The sequence below is a fragment of the Flavobacterium saccharophilum genome, from assembly GCF_900142735.1.
GTDB lineage: Bacteria > Bacteroidota > Bacteroidia > Flavobacteriales > Flavobacteriaceae > Flavobacterium > Flavobacterium saccharophilum.
In genome coordinates this window covers 405089-423030 of the sequence record NZ_FRBY01000005.1, presented here as the reverse complement: position 1 = coordinate 423030, position 17942 = coordinate 405089, and the positions used below count along the sequence as shown (strand labels likewise).

The 17942-nt window shown below is 32.7% G+C and carries 17 protein-coding genes; 10 read left to right on the top strand and 7 right to left on the bottom strand.

All coding sequences use genetic code 11. The features are described from left to right. Nucleotides 1-2: 2 nt before the first annotated feature. From BUA98_RS17695 to BUA98_RS17665, 7 genes are all read left to right on the top strand, one after another. The gene (locus BUA98_RS17695) at nt 3-1148 is read left to right on the top strand and encodes a glycosyltransferase family 4 protein (RefSeq protein ID WP_072975002.1); all 1146 of its coding nucleotides are present in this window, start codon (nt 3-5) and stop codon (nt 1146-1148) included. 46 nt (nt 1149-1194) lie between these two features. Next, complete coding sequence (locus tag BUA98_RS17690; protein ID WP_072974704.1) at nt 1195-2271, top strand: glycosyltransferase family 4 protein; 1077 nt, start codon at nt 1195-1197, stop codon at nt 2269-2271. Then, nucleotides 2271-3197 carry an FkbM family methyltransferase gene (locus BUA98_RS17685; protein ID WP_072974703.1) on the top strand — a complete coding sequence of 309 codons (927 nt, stop codon included), beginning with the start codon at nt 2271-2273 and terminating at the stop codon, nt 3195-3197. The genes BUA98_RS17690 and BUA98_RS17685 overlap by 1 nt, the downstream gene beginning before the upstream one ends. Further along, nucleotides 3197-4312: a glycosyltransferase gene (locus BUA98_RS17680; RefSeq protein ID WP_072974701.1), complete on the top strand. Its 1116-nt coding sequence runs from the start codon at nt 3197-3199 to the stop codon at nt 4310-4312. The genes BUA98_RS17685 and BUA98_RS17680 overlap by 1 nt, the downstream gene beginning before the upstream one ends. Next, a complete protein-coding gene (locus BUA98_RS17675) occupies nt 4309-5379 on the top strand; it encodes a glycosyltransferase (protein WP_072974699.1) in 1071 nt (356 codons plus the stop codon). The genes BUA98_RS17680 and BUA98_RS17675 overlap by 4 nt, the downstream gene beginning before the upstream one ends. A 4-nt stretch (nt 5380-5383) precedes the next feature. Continuing rightward, nucleotides 5384-6733, top strand: coding sequence for an O-antigen ligase family protein (locus BUA98_RS17670; RefSeq protein WP_072974697.1), 1350 nt, complete (start codon nt 5384-5386; stop codon nt 6731-6733). A gap of 62 nt (nt 6734-6795) precedes the next feature. Next, complete coding sequence (locus tag BUA98_RS17665; RefSeq protein WP_072974696.1) at nt 6796-8187, top strand: exopolysaccharide biosynthesis polyprenyl glycosylphosphotransferase; 1392 nt, start codon at nt 6796-6798, stop codon at nt 8185-8187. A gap of 4 nt (nt 8188-8191) precedes the next feature. Here the strand turns inward: BUA98_RS17665 and BUA98_RS17660 are convergent, their stop codons facing one another. Both BUA98_RS17660 and BUA98_RS17655 read right to left on the bottom strand, forming a co-directional pair. Then, a complete protein-coding gene (locus BUA98_RS17660) occupies nt 8192-9328 on the bottom strand; it encodes a lipoprotein N-acyltransferase Lnb domain-containing protein (RefSeq protein ID WP_072974694.1) in 1137 nt (378 codons plus the stop codon). A gap of 37 nt (nt 9329-9365) precedes the next feature. Next, the gene (locus BUA98_RS17655; RefSeq protein ID WP_262987439.1) at nt 9366-10433 is read right to left on the bottom strand and encodes a putative type IX sorting system protein PorV2; all 1068 of its coding nucleotides are present in this window, start codon (nt 10431-10433) and stop codon (nt 9366-9368) included. Between the two features lie 190 nt (nt 10434-10623). Between BUA98_RS17655 and BUA98_RS17650 the strand changes: the two genes are divergently transcribed. Both BUA98_RS17650 and BUA98_RS17645 read left to right on the top strand, forming a co-directional pair. After that, complete coding sequence (locus tag BUA98_RS17650) at nt 10624-11334, top strand: CDP-alcohol phosphatidyltransferase family protein (RefSeq protein ID WP_072974690.1); 711 nt, start codon at nt 10624-10626, stop codon at nt 11332-11334. 9 nt (nt 11335-11343) lie between these two features. After that, nucleotides 11344-12201 (top strand): glycoside hydrolase family 25 protein, encoded by an 858-nt coding sequence (locus tag BUA98_RS17645; RefSeq protein ID WP_072974688.1) that lies wholly within the window; start codon nt 11344-11346, stop codon nt 12199-12201. 39 nt (nt 12202-12240) lie between these two features. On the opposite strand, the gene BUA98_RS17640 is transcribed toward BUA98_RS17645, so the two are convergent. The 5 genes from BUA98_RS17640 to BUA98_RS17620 all read right to left on the bottom strand — a co-directional run bounded on the left by BUA98_RS17640 (nt 12241) and on the right by BUA98_RS17620 (nt 15656). Next, nucleotides 12241-12462, bottom strand: coding sequence for a DUF5808 domain-containing protein (locus tag BUA98_RS17640; RefSeq protein ID WP_072974687.1), 222 nt, complete (start codon nt 12460-12462; stop codon nt 12241-12243). Nucleotides 12463-12557: 95 nt separating this feature from the next. Then, complete coding sequence (lptB, locus tag BUA98_RS17635; protein WP_026982881.1) at nt 12558-13298, bottom strand: LPS export ABC transporter ATP-binding protein; 741 nt, start codon at nt 13296-13298, stop codon at nt 12558-12560. Between the two features lie 231 nt (nt 13299-13529). Continuing rightward, nucleotides 13530-13883: a carboxymuconolactone decarboxylase family protein gene (locus BUA98_RS17630; protein WP_072974685.1), complete on the bottom strand. Its 354-nt coding sequence runs from the start codon at nt 13881-13883 to the stop codon at nt 13530-13532. Continuing rightward, nucleotides 13876-14691 carry a twin-arginine translocase subunit TatC gene (gene tatC / locus BUA98_RS17625; RefSeq protein WP_072974683.1) on the bottom strand — a complete coding sequence of 272 codons (816 nt, stop codon included), beginning with the start codon at nt 14689-14691 and terminating at the stop codon, nt 13876-13878. Before tatC ends, BUA98_RS17630 begins: the two co-directional genes overlap by 8 nt. Then, nucleotides 14691-15656 (bottom strand): KpsF/GutQ family sugar-phosphate isomerase, encoded by a 966-nt coding sequence (locus BUA98_RS17620; protein ID WP_072974682.1) that lies wholly within the window; start codon nt 15654-15656, stop codon nt 14691-14693. Before BUA98_RS17620 ends, tatC begins: the two co-directional genes overlap by 1 nt. Before the next feature lie 87 nt (nt 15657-15743). Here BUA98_RS17620 and recQ point away from each other — a divergent pair, with 87 nt between their 5' ends. After that, on the top strand, nt 15744-17939 hold the full coding sequence (gene recQ, locus BUA98_RS17615) for a DNA helicase RecQ (protein ID WP_072974680.1): 2196 nt from the start codon (nt 15744-15746) through the stop codon (nt 17937-17939). Nucleotides 17940-17942: the final 3 nt, after the last annotated feature.

Sequence of the window (17942 nt, the reverse complement as noted above, 5' to 3'; positions counted from 1 at the left end):
AAATGCATATTTGTTTCTTAACAAACGAATTTCCAAAAGAAGGATTTCCACACGGTGGTATAGGTAGCTTTGTAAAAACACTTGCTATTGCATTAGTTAGAAAGAACGTCAAAGTATCAGTTATAGGAATCAATTATACATCAAATAATGAAACTGAAGTTATTGAAGGAGTAAATATTTATCGTTTAAAAAGAAGTACAGTAAAAGGTTTTTCCTGGTATTTCAATTCGAAAGCAATCAATAAAAAAATTGAAGAAATCAATTATAAGGATCGTATAGATATAGTTGAAGCGTCAGAACTTGGTTTGGCTTTTATTCAAAAAATAACTAGCATTAAATATATTATCCGACTTCACGGGGGACATCATTTTTTTTCTGAAAGTGAAAATAGAGGGATTAACAAGTGGAAGGGATTTCAGGAAAAAAAATCATTCAAAAAAAGTGATGGTTTTATTGCCGTTTCAAAATTTGTTAAAGAACATACAGAAAAATATTTAAGCTATAATAATAAACCTATCGTTTATATTAGTAATCTTATTGATACCAATTTTTTTAAACCAGTAGTTGGAAATGAAATAGAAAACAGAATTGTATTTGCGGGAACGGTTTGCGAAAAGAAAGGCGTTCGACAATTGATACAGGCATTTCCTTTGGTAAAGAAAGAATTTCCAAATGCTACATTAGAAATCTATGGTAGAGATTGGTTTTTTCCTGATGGTAGTTCATATATGCAAATGTTGAAAGAGAAAGAATTACCACAGTTAAAGGAACGCGCAAAAGATGTTCATTTTCACGGAAGCGTTTCGTTCGTAAATATTCCCTTAGTATACTCAGAAGCTGAAGTTTGTGTTTTTCCCTCGCATATGGAAACTCAAGGTCTTGTAGCTCCCGAAGCTATGGCTATGGAAAAAGCAGTTGTATTTACAAAATTTGGTCCGGGACCAGAAGCTGTAGAAGAGTATAAAACGGGATTGTTGTGTAATCCTTATAATCCTGAAGATATAGCGAATAAAATTGTTTGGTTTCTTTCACATAAAAATGAAGCCAGGCTGATTAGGAAAAAAGCAAGAGAATTTGTTGTTTCAAAATATAACTTAGAGAATATTGTTTCTTATAATATTGATTTTTATCTGTTTTTGATAAATTAAATTTTGAATTTATGTATGTCAAAAGTCCCCAATTAATTGAGAAAAAATGAAAAATACAATTTTTCTCTCTTTCTCATTAGCAGAAAGTTCTGTTTCAGATTATTTTCTTTTATTGGCTCATGAATTCAATAAGGAGTATAAGGTTGTTATATTTTCAGATGTTAAGAAGAGCGAAAACATTACCCTTTCTAATGATATTATTGTTAAATATTGGCCCTCTGTTCGTCCTACAAAATTGGTTGATGGAATTTTTTTATATCAAAATATAAAAAAATATAAACCAGTTTTAACAGTATCAATTTTTGGCTCAGTAAATATATTTTTAATTGTTGGCTTTTTGTGTGGTGTTAATAAAAGAGTTGCATGGATAAGAACATTAAGTTCCCAGTTTCCTCAAAAGAAGTTATTAATCGTTCGAAAATCCTTAGTTTATAGACTGTCCACTAATCTTATATCAAACTCGCAGGCAACGAAAGATGATGTTGTTCAAAAATTCGGTGTCGCTAAAAATAAAATAAAGGTTTTGCCTAATTCTGTAGCTGATTCTTATGAACGTATAATTTTAGAGGAAACTAAATATAAAACTATTACCTATGTAGGGAGATTGCACAATTCTAAGGGTGTTGATATATTAATAAGGGCATTTTGGGTTGTTCATACTCAATTTCCGGATTTTAAATTAATAATTGTAGGCAATGGAGCAGAAAAGAATAATATTGAAAACTTGGTAAAAGAATTAAGTTTGGAAAAGCATGTTGAATTTAAAGGCAATTTAAGCAAAAGAAAGGTTCTCGAGGTTTTTAAAAATACTTATCTTGCGGTAATTCCAAGTCGTTCAGAAGCATTTGGATATACAGTTATAGAGGCAATGAGCATGAAAACTTTAGTAATTGGTGCTAATAACACTGGGATTGCAGAAATTATCGAAGACTTAAAAACTGGTATGCTTTTTCATACAGGTAACAGTATTGATTTAGCAAAAAAAATTATTCAGGCGATTGATCAACCTTTATTAAGAGAAAAATTAGCGAATGAAGGGTACAAGCATTTTATTCATAATTATGAGCTTAAAAAAGCAATTGAACGTGATTATTCCTATTTTAAATCTTTAATCAATACTTAATGAATAAATTTTCTACTGCTCGAATGGCTTGCAAATATTTGCCCCCTATAGTTTCTCAAATAGTCAGGACAAAAATTATATCAATAGAAGAAGGTGAAAGACTTTCATTAAGCTTTAAAAGAAAAGCCTTCACGGGTGGCTTTTTTATTGGGAATACGGATGATTTCCATGCTTTAAAATTTGGAGTTCACGGTTTTTTTGATTGGAGAAATATAATTCTGGTAAATGAGATTTTTCGATATCAGAAGGGAGATATAATTGAAGTAGGAGCTAATATAGGTACGGAGACTGTTTCCTTGGCTGATATTGCTAAAAAGAATAGTGTAAACGTAATTGCTTTTGAACCAGTTCCCAAAAACTGTGAATTTTTATTTATTCTTAAGAAGGAAAATGATTTTCATAACTTAAGGATCATTAATAAACTTGTGGCAGAACAAAAAGGAGTTTCTTTTTTCAATATTCCAAAAGGTAATAATTCGGGTTCTGGTTATATTTGTTCAGAGAACACAGAGAATAAAGGGGATTCGTTTGAAGTTACTACACTAGATAATGAATTCGAAAAGGATAAAAAATGTACTGTAGTACTTATAGATGTTGAAGGTTTTGAGTACCAGGTCTTGCAAGGTGGTTTAAATTTATTAAAAAAGGATAAACCTTTTTTAATAATAGAGGTCAATAGGAATTATTTGGAAAAAAGGGGTGGAATAAGTATTGAAAAGTTACAATTGTTTTTAACTTCTTTAGATTATATTCCATTCTATATTGACAAATTAGGAATTCATAAAGTTGATATTACTAACTTTTTTGTAAAGAAGAATAAAAATTGGATATGTATTCCAAAAGAAAAAATGCATTTAAAGAAAAAGTTATCTAATTCAATTTTTTTTAATGCATTCAATCCTTTTATAAGTCATAGAATAATATAATGAAAATTGCCATTATAACAAATGTTATACATCAGAAACAGGAAGGGTATTATTATGGGTATGCTCCGTATGTTGGTGAGATAAATATTTGGCTAAAATATGTAGATGAGGTAATTGTCGTTGCGCCCCTGAATAAGGCGACCCCTTCCAGAATTGATATTCCTTATCAAATCGCTAATGTTGATTTTAGAAAGGTTTCTGAATTTAGTTTTACCAATTTTAAAAATAATATAATCTCGATTTTTAAAATTCCAGTAATCTCATGGAAGATTTTTTGTGCGATGAAAACAGTGGGACACATTCATTTAAGATGCCCCGGTAATACAGGTTTGCTAGCTTGCTTTATACAGATTCTCTTTCCAGGTAAGAATAAAACCGCTAAGTATGCTGGAAATTGGGATCCTAAAAGTAAACAGCCATGGACCTATAAGCTGCAAAAATGGATTTTAAACAATACTTTCATTACCCGAAATATGACAGTTTTAGTTTATGGAGAATGGGAAAATCAATCAAAAAACATCAAATCTTTTTTTACAGCAACCTATTCGGAAACGGAGAAAAGAGTAATTGAAAAAACAGATTTCAAATCAATTATAGAATTCATTTTTGTTGGAAGTTTAGTTTCCGGTAAAGATCCAATGTATGCTGTGAAACTAATTCAGAGCTTAATCGAAAAAGGTAAGAATGTGGTTTTAAATCTATATGGAGAAGGGAAAGAAAGAACTGCATTAGAACATTATATTAAAGTAAATCAATTAGAAAATTCTGTTTTTTTACACGGAAATCAAAATAAAGAAGTGCTAAAAAAGGCGTATCAAAAAAGCCATTTTGTAGTATTACCATCTAAAAGCGAAGGATGGCCAAAGGCAATTGCAGAAGGAATGTTTTGGGGCTGTATTCCCGTTGCAACTAAAGTTTCATGTGTTCCCTATATGTTAGATTATGGCAGAAGGGGTGTCTTGTTAGAAATGGATTTGGAAAAAGATATAATTCAACTGGAGAATTTAATTTTAGATAACGACCAGCTCCAGGATAAAATTAAATTAGCTTCAAATTGGTCACAAGGATATACAACAGACCGTTTTGAGGCAGAAATTAAAAAGCTATTAAAATGAGAATTGTTCAAATAATAGATTCTTTAGAAGCAGGCGGTGCTGAACGAATGGCAGTAAATTATGCTAATGCTTTGGCTGAACGAATATCTTTTTCTGGTTTAATAGCAACTCGTAAAGAAGGGCAGTTGGCTTCTCAAATTGATGAAAAAGTTTCTTATTTATTTTTAGAAAAAAAGAAAAAGATTGATTTAAAAGCTGTGCTCAGATTAAGGGAGTATATAAAAAAAAACAAAGTTGAAATTGTTCATGCTCATAGTTCTTCCTTTTTTATTGCCATTTTACTAAAATTAACATTATTTAGAGTGAAAATTCTATGGCATAACCACTATGGAGGCAGGGTTTATGAGTCCAGGAAAGAGAATAGAATTTTAGTTTTTTCTTCTGTTTTTTTTAGTTCAATATTTGCAGTGAATCTGCAATTACAAGAATGGAGCCGGAAAAATTTATTATGTAAAAATGTAATTTTTATTCCCAATTTTACTAGAGAGCGTAAAGAAAAGCTACAAATAACAAAACTTAAAGGGATTGACGGAAAAAGAATTATTTTTCTTGCCAACCTAAAAAATCCTAAGAATCATATTTTGGTTTTAAGAGCATTTACCGATTTAAAATTATACGAAACAGGCTGGAGTCTGCATTTAATAGGAAGAAATTATCTTGATTCTTATTCGGATGAATTAAAAACGTTTATTAAATCCCGTTCGTTAGAAAATCAGATACATTTGTATGGAGAAAAAAGTGATATAAAGTATATCCTGTCGCAAGCTTCTATTGGTGTTCTGGCTTCTACAGAAGAAGGGTTTCCGGTCGCATTATTAGAATATGCACTAGAGAATTTAGCTGTTGTTTCCACTAATGTTGGCTATTGCTCAAAAATCATAAAAAACGAATTTAGTGGTTTATTGTTTGATCCTAAAAATGATTTTGAGTTAAAGTTACAGCTGGAAAAAATAACTCAGGATGGTTATTTAAGAGAAAAAATGGCTAGTAATTTTAAGGCTTCTGTTATAAAAGAATATTCAGAAGAAGAAGTAATGAAAACCTTAATTTCAGCATACAAAAAATAAACGGATGAAGAATATATCATTATCGTATAGCAAGTTAGTTCTGATTCACGCAATTATAGCATTAGTTATTTTTGCAGTGCCATTTTTATCTAAAATTTATGCGTTAGTAATTCCGGTAGTTGGTTTTTCTTTAATCGCTAAGAATAAAAATAAAAATAATGAAGTATTGTATGTTGCTGCCTATCTTGTGGGAGTTGAGGTTTTCTTGCGAATGACAGGAGGGAATTTTAACAATGAATATATAAAAGTTATCGTCATTTTTTTTATGCTGGTAGGGATGTTGTATAGTAATTTTTCTATAAATGCCTTTATTTATGCTTTTTTCTTGATTTTATTAATTCCGGGAATCTATCTTACAAGTACAGTTGCACATTTTGATACTGATATTAAAAAGGCTATAGTATTCAACGTGTCGGGACCTGTTTGTTTGGCAATCTCAGCTATCTACATGTTTAAAAGGAAGATGCCCTTTTCTGATTTACAGAACATTCTTGTAGTAATGGGACTTCCGATCATCACTACAGCGGTATATTTATTTCTCTATAATCCAAGTGTGAAAGAGGTAGTGCGAAATACTCAGTCAAATTTTGAAACTTCAGGGGGGTTTGGGCCAAACCAGGTTTCGACAATTTTAGGATTGGGAATGTTTATCTTTTTTACTCAGTTGGTTTTATTTTCAAAATCAAAAAAAGAAATGCTATTAAACGGCTTTCTCTTGATTTTTGTAAGTTATCGCGCCATAGTTACTTTTTCAAGGGGCGGAGTAATTACAGGAGCTCTAATGATTGTTTGCTTGTTGTTTTTGATGTATTCTTTTTCTAATGTAAAAGGTAAAACTAAGGTAGGCTTAGTATTGTTATTAACAGGATTGGCAACGGTAGGAATTTGGACGTATACCTCCCTACAGACACGTGGCCTTATTGAAAAGCGGTATGCCAATCAGGATGTAAGAGGAAGGGAAAAGAAAGATCGTCTTGGAGGCAGGGAAGCCATTATGGGCGGCGATTATAAATTATTTATGGATAATCCTATTATGGGTGTTGGCGCCGGAATGGGAAAAGAACTACGAAAAGAAAATTTAGGTCATGAGGCCGCAGCACACAATGAAATAACAAGATTATTAGCGGAACATGGTTTATTTGGTATTTTTGGTTTATTAATACTTTTATTAACTCCGCTTTTGCTCTATATAAATAACAGACAACATCTCTATTTTTTATCCTTCTATGTTTTTTGGTTATTAACGATAAATCACGCTGCAATGCGAATCGCTGCTCCTGCATTTGTTTATGCTTTAGCACTACTTTCGGTTCAGGTTAAACTACCTGAAAAAGCAGAAAATTCGGTAGATTAAATTCTTTTTTTTATAATACATTTGCCCCACCCAAAGGCAGTAAAAACAAAAAAAATACCTACATGAAATCAAATAGAAAAATGCATTTCGAAATTTCAGAAAGGAAAATACTTCTTAGAATTTTTGATATTGCTTTTATTTTATCAGCGCTGTTTTTGCTGAATTATTTATTTGAGGTCCAGTATTTCAATTTAGATAGGACCTATTATTTTAGACCATTGATGTTGATTGTCTACCTGACTGTTTTCGGGTCAATTTTCGAAATGTACAATCTACAGGTTGCCAGTAGTCAGTTTCAGATTCTTCGAAGTGTAATTCTTACTGTCACAACTACTGTTTTAGTTTATTTATTTACCCCCATTTTATCACCAGAGTTACCAAAAAAACGTTTGGTTATTCTGGCTTTTTATTTTACTATTCTTGGAGCATTATTAGCCTGGAGATACTTCTATGTGTATTTCCTGGCATCACATCGTTTTTCGCAAAATGTAATTTTAATTTGTGATCAGAATCAGGTTGAAGAATTGGTTTTAGGACTTGAAAATGTCGATCCGCATTATAAAATTTTAGGATTTGTTAATTCCGATTTAATTTCAAATGAAGGAGCAGATTTCTATTATGTAAAAGAAATTAAGAAGAGTGATTTAGAAGTATTTGTGGCCAAAAATAATATTTCTGAAATTGTAATTGCATCGCAAAAAACAGATGGTATAACTGCTGATTTGTATCAACAGTTACTTCACTTATTAGAGTCCGGAAATATTATTCGTGAGTATACACAAGTATATGAAAGTAAAACACAGCGAATCCCGGTGCACTATATTTCAAAAGATTTTTATCGTTTTTTTCCTTTTAGCAGAAGTAATAGTAATAAATTGTATTTGTCATTAATTCGTTTACTTGAGTTTTTACTTTCGTTTACGGGTTTAGTAATTTGCATTTTATTTATCCCTTTAATTTTTATTGGAAATCTTGTAGCTAATAGAGGAAGTTTGTTTTACACCCAAGAAAGAGTGGGGAAACACGGAGTTGTTTTTGAGATTTATAAATTCAGAACAATGACGAAAAACACGGATGTAAATGGCGCATTTGCTTCTTCAAATGATAAAAGGATAACTCCATTTGGTAAATTTATGCGTAAGTCAAGAATAGATGAATTACCTCAGTTTTTCAATATTTTAAAAGGAGATATGGCCGTTATAGGACCAAGACCGGAACGTCCGTACTTTGTGAACGAAATTGCTAAAGTTATGCCTTTTTACGAGACGCGACACGTTATCAAGCCCGGACTTACAGGTTGGGCACAAGTGAATTATTCCTATGGAGAATCAATTGAGGAAAGTTTAATAAAGTTACAATATGACTTATATTATATTAAACATCGAAGCATTTTTCTCGATTTGAGTATTACTTTCAAAACTATTACTACCGTCTTGTTCTACCGCGGACAATAGTTATCTAGATTATAATCGGAATACGTTTTTTGTTTCTGATCACAACTCTTACCAAAACAAAACCACTTGTTATTATCATTGGTAAAACAATTAAGAAGTGCGCTTTGTTGATCAAAAATAAGGTATAAACGATCAAAAAGAGGATATGTAAAACCGCAAATCGATAGGTCCATCTTTTGTTTTTAAGAATTGATAAAAAGATCAAAATCAATAAAAGAGGACTGAATAAAAGCACATTGTAATTCATCGCCAATTCCTGGTGAAAAGAATAAAATCCCACAACCACAAAAAAGATTCCCATTAAAGATAAAATTAAAAGATAGATTTTGTCGACTATTTTATTATGTGCCAGAACTACAAAGGCCAGTATAAAAAGATAAGTGTACACATTATTCCACCACGAAGTTGGCGTTTCTTTCTCAAAAAGTAGTAAAGTTTTACTTTTATTTGCTAAAGGAAGGTTTTTAAAAGTTGTTTTTTCTAAACTATTTTTCAATTCAAAAGGGAGAAATATTTTGGTTCCTAATTGATCAACTTTGGTTCCGAAAATTATGCTGGTGCCCAATTTATCATAAAAATGGCCATCAAAATAAGGGAACAAAATAGAACGATAAGTGATATCAGTATCTCCTTTTTTTGTTATCACATCTCCGTTCAATGTTTTATTGATAATATCAACTACCATAGAGGTACAGTTTTTATCAATGAATTTATAAGTATAATAACGTTCCTCAGAAAGCAAAGTAGTATTTAAGTTGTCAAATAATTTTTGTTTTGATTCTTGTGGGACAAGAAGTTCTTGTTCAAAAACACTTCTTTTTTCATAATTGTATTCATTTATGAAATCTGCAAAGGGGTGAACTACCACAAAATATTGCAAATCGCCTTTCGCAAACTTGGCAACAAAATTGGGCGTCGAAAAATCAAAAGCACCATAATTATAAACTAAATCAATATTGTTTGAAGGATCCGCAACACGGATAGCGGTGTGCCCAAAGTAAGAATAAGTTTCATTGCCCAATCCACAAGTAAGAACACTTACTTTTGCATCTTTTGATAAAGGTAAATTTTGGCTGAAACCAATAAAATTCAGTAATAATAGTAAACTAAAAAGTGTTTTTTTGAAAATGACATTTTTCATGATCTAAAATTTTAAGAAGTTTAATGGTTTGTAAAAATTATCTAAAGATACCTAAATCTACTTTTAAAGAAAAAATATTCGAATATAGCGCTGTACTTTGATTTCCCAAATCAGTTAGCGCGTAATCAACCTGAATACCTTTGTATTTAAATCCTAACCCAATATTCGGCTGAAAATTCACTTTTTCAGTATTATCCAATTGCATCACGTTCTGGAAATTTCCAGCTCCGGCTCTTAAGAAAACCAAATCGGTATATCCAAACTCAAACCCAACTGCAGGATCAATGCTCACTATTTTTGATGAAATAATATCGTTTGTCTGTTCAAAACGTATGTTTAGATTTGTGGCAACCATAAGGCTGTAATCATTATGAAAATCAAATGTTTTTGAAACTCCCAATTGTGCTTTTGGTAAAGTAATTTCAGTGCTTTCAGGCAATTCGTTATTTTCTCCCGGAATAGCATTGGCAATTTTTGCATATTCTTCTTCATCAATATTCCAGATATTATAAGTTGTTGTAATATCACGAAGCATCAATCCAAACTTCCAGTCGTTTCTTTCAAATTGTAAACCAACATCAAAACCAAAACCCCACGAATTGGCAAATTCTCCAATAATTCTTCGGATCACTTTTGCATTAACACCGTATTGAAATCCTTCTACTGGCAATTTTCTTGCGTATGAAAAGGTAAAACCATAATCGGCCGTTGAGAACAATCGAATTCTGTTGTAATCAATATTTCCCTGGCTATCAATTAATTCAGTTGTGTCCATGATATCGTCAACTCCAAAACGAATCATCGAAATCCCCCAGGCACTTCTGTCATCAATGGGGCTTGCGTATCCTATATAATCATACTGGGCAATATTGGCAAAATAATTGGCATGCATTAATGAAATCTGATGGTCTTCAAGATGTGTAAGACCAGCAGGATTCCAGTAAACAGCATTTACGTCATTAGTTGAAGCAACAACCGCACTCGACATTCCTAATGCAGCAGCATCGACACCAATATTCATAAATTCATTCGAATATTTTCGAACAGTTTGTGCATATTGTTGCGTGCAGCTCCAAAATAATAAAAGCAGTAAGGTTTTCTTCAACGTATATTTTTTTGCAGACTGAGGCCTGTTTTAATTTTTATCAAAAATATAATATTTTACCCATCTAATTTATTCCTTTTGAGAAATATTGCGAAACTCAAAATTTCAAATAAAAAACTCTTAAGAAAACGGCTTGTACATGCAGTTATTATACTAAATTTGTTCCTCACCATTATCAAAATTTATAAAGATGAATATTAAAAAACACATTCCTAATTTAATTACATTAATCAATCTTTTCTGCGGTTGTATTGCAGTTGTTTTTATTTCTGAAGCCAATTATGAAATGGCTTTTTATATGGTGTGTTTAGGAATCTTTTTTGATTTTTTTGATGGTTTTTTTGCCCGATTGTTTAAAGTTTCAAGTCCGCTTGGATTACAGTTGGATTCTTTGGCTGATATGGTAACAAGTGGTGTTGCTCCAGGTTATGTCATGTATAGTTTGTTTACAAACAGTGCTCATGAATTGGGAAACAATCCGGCAATTCCGTTTTTAGGATTTATCGTGACTTTAGGTTCTTGTTATAGATTAGCAAATTTCAATATTGACACGCGCCAAACCGATTCATTTATTGGTTTACCAACACCAGCAAATGCATTGTTTATTTTGAGTTTGCCTTTGGTTTTGAAATATTCCGATTCATTAATGATGTTGGAAATTCTAACCAATCAATGGGTTTTACTGGTTATTACTTTATGCAGTGCTTATATTTTGAATGCTGAAATTCCGTTATTCTCTTTAAAAATCAAGAAATTTAGTTTTAAGGAAAATACACTTCAAATTGTGTTTCTGATAGTGTCTGTTTTAATGGTGCTTTTGTTGCATTATATCGCTATTCCGTTAATTATCATTTTTTATGTGTTGTTGTCAGTTGTCAATAATATGTTTTTGAAAAAGTAGTTTATCCGAATGGCAAGAAAAACGACAAGACGAACTTCTTATTCCCGAAAAACGCAACCAACTCGTTCTGCTTTTAGTAGATTGATTCGCTTTATCGTATACTCTTTTTTAGCATTGCTTTTCATTGGAGCTGTTTATCATTATCGCGCAGGATTGGCTTATTACCTCGGATTTAAATCGGATAAAGTTTTAGAGGAAGATGCCGTTGACAAGCATCTTTCTGATGTTCGAAACATTCGGGTTTTGGAGAATCATAAGGGGAAAGTGATTGGAATTGATGTGTCTGAATTTCAGGGAAAGATCGATTGGGAAGAGGTTGAAATTTTAGAAGAAAAATATCCTGTTCAATTTGTATTTATACGTGCTACTGCCGGAAACGATAGGGTAGATGGACAATTCAAAAAGAATTGGGAAGGGGCAAAAGAGAATAAAATAATGCGTGGTGCGTATCATTATTATCGTCCAAACGAAAATTCAATCGAGCAGGCAAATCTTTTTATTAAAACAGTAAAATTGCAAAAAGGAGATTTGCCTCCCGTTTTAGATATTGAAAAATTGCCAAAAAATCAACCTTTAGATAGTTTAAAAAAAGGCTTAAAAAGATGGCTAACTAAAGTAGAAAAGCATTATCAGGTCCGTCCAATAATTTATACAGGAGAAAGCTATTATGACGATTTCTTAAAAGAGGAATTCAGCGAGTATTTGTTTTGGATTGCCAACTACAATTTTTATAGAGAAAAAATCGAAGACGATTGGCTTTTTTGGCAGTTTACAGAGAAAGCTTCGTTACCAGGAGTTAAGCATAGAGTAGATGTAAATATCTATAATGGCGATTTGGAACAATTGCAGTTTATAACTGTTGAGTAGTAAACAGTTGCAGTTTTCAGTTTCTTACTGACTGAAAACTTATTTAAGTTGTGTCAAAGTATAGATGAAGAAAAGAAAAGCAATCGTAATTAAAATTGCTTTTGTATTTCCAAAGTTAATCGTGAATCCAGCCCATTTAAGTCTTTTAGGAACAAACATTCTTTTGTCTTCTTTGTTATAATAAAACATGCCTAGATGCCAATTATTAGGATCGTTGTGCCAGTTGTTGTAATCCTGCTGAGTTGGTTTTTGTGGGGTCATATCAGAGTTTCTGCAAAATATAATTTATAAGATATAAAAGAAAAAAGGTAAAAAGTAATTTACATTTCACTTTTTACCTTTCACATATAACTTTATTAAAATTCAAGTTTCTTTTTACGCAATTCGAAGTTTTGTCCAAGATAAACGCGGCGTACCATTTCGTCTTCAACCAATTCTTCCGGAATTCCGGCTTTCAAAATCCCTCCTTCAAACATTAGGTATGTTTTATCGGTAATTGCCAGGGTTTCCTGAACGTTGTGATCTGTAATTAAGATTCCGATGTTTTTGTTTTTTAATTGCGCTACAATTCTTTGAATGTCTTCAACTGCAACAGGATCAACTCCTGCAAAAGGTTCATCCAATAAAATAAATTTTGGATCTGTTGCCAAGGCACGTGCAATCTCAGTACGACGGCGTTCTCCTCCCGAAAGTAAATCGCCTCGGTTGGTACGAATATGTTCTAAACTGAATTCTTCAATTAAACTTTCCATTTTTGCAATTTGCTCTTCTTTGGAAAGTTTTGTCAATTGTAAAACGCTCAGGATGTTATCTTCAATGCTTAATTTTCTAAAAACCGAAGCTTCCTGTGCCAAATAACCAATTCCTTGCTGTGCACGTTTGTACATAGGATAATCGGTAATGTTCAAATCATCAAGATAAATATTTCCCTGATTTGGTTTTACCAATCCCACAATCATATAAAACGAAGTTGTTTTTCCAGCACCATTCGGACCCAAAAGCCCCACGATTTCTCCTTGATTTACTTCAACAGAAATTCCTTTTACAACACTACGTCCTTTATAGGTTTTGATTAAATTATCGGCTCTTAGCTTCATTTTTTCAATTAGATAATTAGATAATTAGATAATTAGAAAATGAGATAATTGAAAAACTAACTCAAATTCAATTTTAAAATTTATTATAAGGGACAAATTAAAAGTAAAATAATCAACTAGATAAATGAATTAACAAATTATTGCGTTTTCAGAATTATCTACATGACTATTATGGATTAAATAATTAGAGCATTTTTAGGAAATTATCTAATGATCTAATTGGCACATTTTCTAATTCCCGGCCTCTTCTTCTAAAGCTTCCCAAAATTCGTAAGCTCTCCTTAAATGCGGAATTACAATTGTTCCCCCAACCAAAGTTGCGATACCCATTGCTTCCATCATTTCTTCTTTCGTTACACCTTCTTTATGGCTTGTTTCTAAATGATATTTTACGCAGTCATCACAACGTAAAACTGTAGATGCTACTAATCCTAAAAGTTCTTTTGTTTTTACATCAAGAGCTCCCGGAGCATAAGCGTTGGTGTCAAGATTAAAAATTCGCTTTACAATTTTGTTATTGTCAGCTAATAATTTTTCGTTCATTCTAGAACGATAGTCGTTAAATTCTTGAATTAATTCAGACATTTTCTTTTAATTTATTTCGATAAACAACTTTTGAAATCAGGATACTCACTTCGTAAATAAGCAACATTGGTATTGCTACGATAGTCTGGCTTACTACGTCTGGTGGCGTGACGATTGCGGCAATAATCAAAATGATAATCACGGCATACTTCCAATATTTTCTTAAAAAATCAGGAGTTACTAATCCTAATTTAGTTAAGAAATAAATAGCGATCGGCAATTCAAAAAAGATGGCGCTACCCAAAATACTTGTTTTTACCATTCCCATATAAGAGTCCAACGTAAATTGATTCTTCACAACATCACTCACAGAGAAAGTCGCAACGAAATTTACTGACATCGGAATAACAACAAAATAACCAAATAGTACCCCTAAAAAGAAAAGTAGAGAAGAAGCGAATATGAATACCCTCGCATTTTTTCTTTCTTTTTCATATAATGCCGGACTAATGAATTTCCAGATTTCAAATAAAATGTAAGGGAAACTTAAAATGAAACCAGCCAAAATACACATCCAGACAAAAATGTTTACCTGACCTTCCATCTCCGTATTTTGAATAATGAAATTCAGTTCGGTAATACAGATGCTATCCGCAAATCCTAATTGATGTGATAAATCACAAAACCATACGTAAGTAAAAAAACTAGGTCTGGTTGGACCTAAAATGATTTTGTCAAATAAATAATCACTGATAAAATAAGTTACAAATGCCATTATCAGCGTTGCAGTTGTACTTCTAACTAATAACCATCTTAGTTCTTCAAGATGGTCTAAAAATGACATCTCGCCAAGGTTCTTTTTTGCCATTATACGATTCCTTCTTTTAATATGTCATGTAAATGTAATACTCCTTTGTACTCGCCATTGTCAGCAACAATGAGTTGTGTTATTGAAAAATCTTCCATCATATTCAAAGCGTCTACTGCCATGGTTTCGGAAGAGATTAATTTAGGGTTTTTAGACATAATATCTTTTGCCGTTAAGTCTGCAATAGTATCTACGTCGTTTAGCATTCTTCGGATGTCTCCATCGGTAATAATTCCAATAATTTTGCCCTCTTCGATTACGGCAGTAACGCCTAATCTTTTCTCAGAGATTTCAAAAATAGCTTTTTTGATTGAAGTTTCAGGCGTTACCATTGGTTTTAACGAATGTTCAATCATATCTTTCACACGAAGCAATAGTTTTTTTCCTAAAGCACCTCCAGGGTGATAAACGGCAAAATCTTCGGGCTTAAAATCACGCATTTCCATCAAACAAACGGCTAATGCATCACCCATTACAAGTTGTGCTGTTGTGCTGTTTGTTGGAGCAAGATTAATTGGGCAGGCTTCTGTCTCAACAGTGGTGTTTAGGACATAATCAGAACCTTTTGCTAAAGATGAAGTTATGTTTCCTGTAATCGCAATTAAAATGTTTCCGAAACGTTTTAATAATGGGACAAGGACTTTTATTTCAGGACTGTTACCGCTTTTTGAAATGCAAATAATGATATCTTCTTTTTGGATCATTCCTAAGTCGCCATGAATAGCTTCTGAGGCATGCAAAAACATAGATGGCGTTCCGGTTGAGTTAAAAGTGGCAACCATTTTTTGGGCAATGATGGCGCTTTTTCCTATTCCGGTAACGATCAATCGGCCTTTGGTTTCGTAAATGCGTTGAACAGCTTCGTAGAAATTTTCGTCAAGAAAATCAATTAACTTTATAATTGCCTCACTTTCAGATAGTATGGTTTTTTTGGCAATTGCCAATATATTTTCTTTTGAAATCAAAACAGAATATTTAAAATTTGTATGTATAAAAGAAAGTTGTATCTTTATGTGTTGCAAATTTATACAAAATATCCATTAATATAAAGAATGAATTCAAACGAAATTGAAATACACAAGGAATTAAAGAAGTATTTCGGCTTTAGCCAATTTAAGGGCTTGCAGGAGCAAGTCATTACGAGTATTTTAGATAAGAAGAATACTTTTGTAATTATGCCAACCGGCGGTGGAAAGTCTCTTTGTTATCAATTACCCGCTTTAATTCAGGACGGAACAGCCATCGTTGTTTCTCCTTTGATTGCTTTGATGAAAAATCAGGTTGATGCGATTCGAAGCCTTTCTTCAGAAAACGGAATTGCCCATGTACTAAATTCCTCCCTCACCAAAACAGAAATTGCACAAGTTAAAAAAGACATCACTTCTGGTTTAACCAAACTTTTGTATGTAGCGCCGGAATCTTTGACTAAAGAAGAATATGTGGCTTTTTTACAGAGTGTACCTATTTCGTTTGTCGCTATTGATGAAGCGCATTGTATTTCAGAATGGGGTCATGACTTTAGGCCGGAATACCGAAACCTGAAAAACATAATAAAACAATTAGGTCAGGTTCCTATTATTGGACTAACCGCAACTGCAACCCCAAAAGTTCAGGAAGATATTCTGAAAAACCTTGATATGTCTGATGCAAATACTTTCAAAGCATCATTCAACAGACCGAACTTGTACTACGAAGTTCGCACAAAAACGAAAAATATTGAATCGGATATCATTCGATTTATCAAACAACATAAAGGCAAATCCGGAATTATTTATTGCTTAAGCCGTAAAAAAGTCGAGTCCATTGCCGAAGTTTTACAAGTAAACGGAATCAGTGCTGTTCCTTATCATGCAGGTTTAGATGCTAAAACCCGCGCCAAACATCAGGATATGTTTTTGATGGAAGACGTAGATGTGGTAGTAGCAACAATCGCCTTCGGAATGGGAATTGATAAACCAGACGTTCGTTTTGTAATTCACCATGACATTCCAAAATCATTGGAAAGTTATTATCAGGAAACGGGTCGTGCCGGTCGTGATGGAGGAGAAGGACATTGTTTAGCCTATTACTCTTATAAAGATGTAGAAAAGCTGGAGAAATTCATGTCCGGGAAACCAGTTGCTGAACAGGAAATTGGTTTTGCTCTTTTGCAGGAAGTTGTGGCTTACGCCGAAACCTCAATGTCACGAAGAAAGTTCTTACTGCATTATTTTGGTGAAGAATTCGACAGCGAAACCGGAGAAGGTGCAGATATGGATGACAACGTTCGTAATCCGAAAAACAAAATTGAAGCACAAGATCAGGTCGTTAAATTGTTGGAAATCGTTCGTGATACCAAACATATTTACAAGTCAAAAGAAATTGTCTTTACTTTAATAGGTCGTATAAACGCAGTTATTAAAGCACATAAAACAGACACGCAATCTTTTTTTGGTTCAGGCTCCGATCATGATGAAAAATACTGGATGGCGTTGCTTCGACAAGTATTAGTCGCAGGCTATTTATCTAAAGATATTGAAACGTATGGTGTGGTGAAAATCACCAAAGAAGGTTTGAACTTCATAAAAAAACCGGTATCCTTTTTAATGTCTGAAGATCACGAATACAATGAATCTGAAGATGAAGCAATCGTAACAGCATCAAAATCATCAGGAACCGCTGATGAAGTTTTAATGGGAATGTTGCGCGAACTTCGTAAAAAAGTAGCCAAAAAACTTGGAGTACCTCCATTTGTAGTTTTTCAGGATCCTTCGCTTGAAGACATGGCTCTGAAATATCCAATTACCTTAAATGAATTATTCAATATTCACGGTGTTGGAGAAGGAAAAGCTAAGAAATATGGTGGAGAATTCGTTGCCCTAATAAGTCGTTATGTTGAAGATAATGATATTATTCGTCCAGACGATTTAGTTGTAAAATCAACAGGAGTAAATTCGGCCAATAAACTATATATCATTCAAAATATAGATCGAAAGTTATCTTTAAATGATATCGCTTCCGCGAAAGGATTAACGATGGATGCCCTGATTAAAGAAATGGAGCAAATCGTATATTCTGGCACCAAATTGAATATCAAATATTGGGTTGACGATATGTTGGATGATGATCAACAGGAAGAAATCCATGATTATTTCATGGAATCAGAATCAGATAAAATCGAAGATGCATTGAAAGAATTCGATGGCGATTATGATATTGATGAATTAAGGCTGATGAGAATTAAGTTTATAAGCGAGGTCGCGAATTAAAAT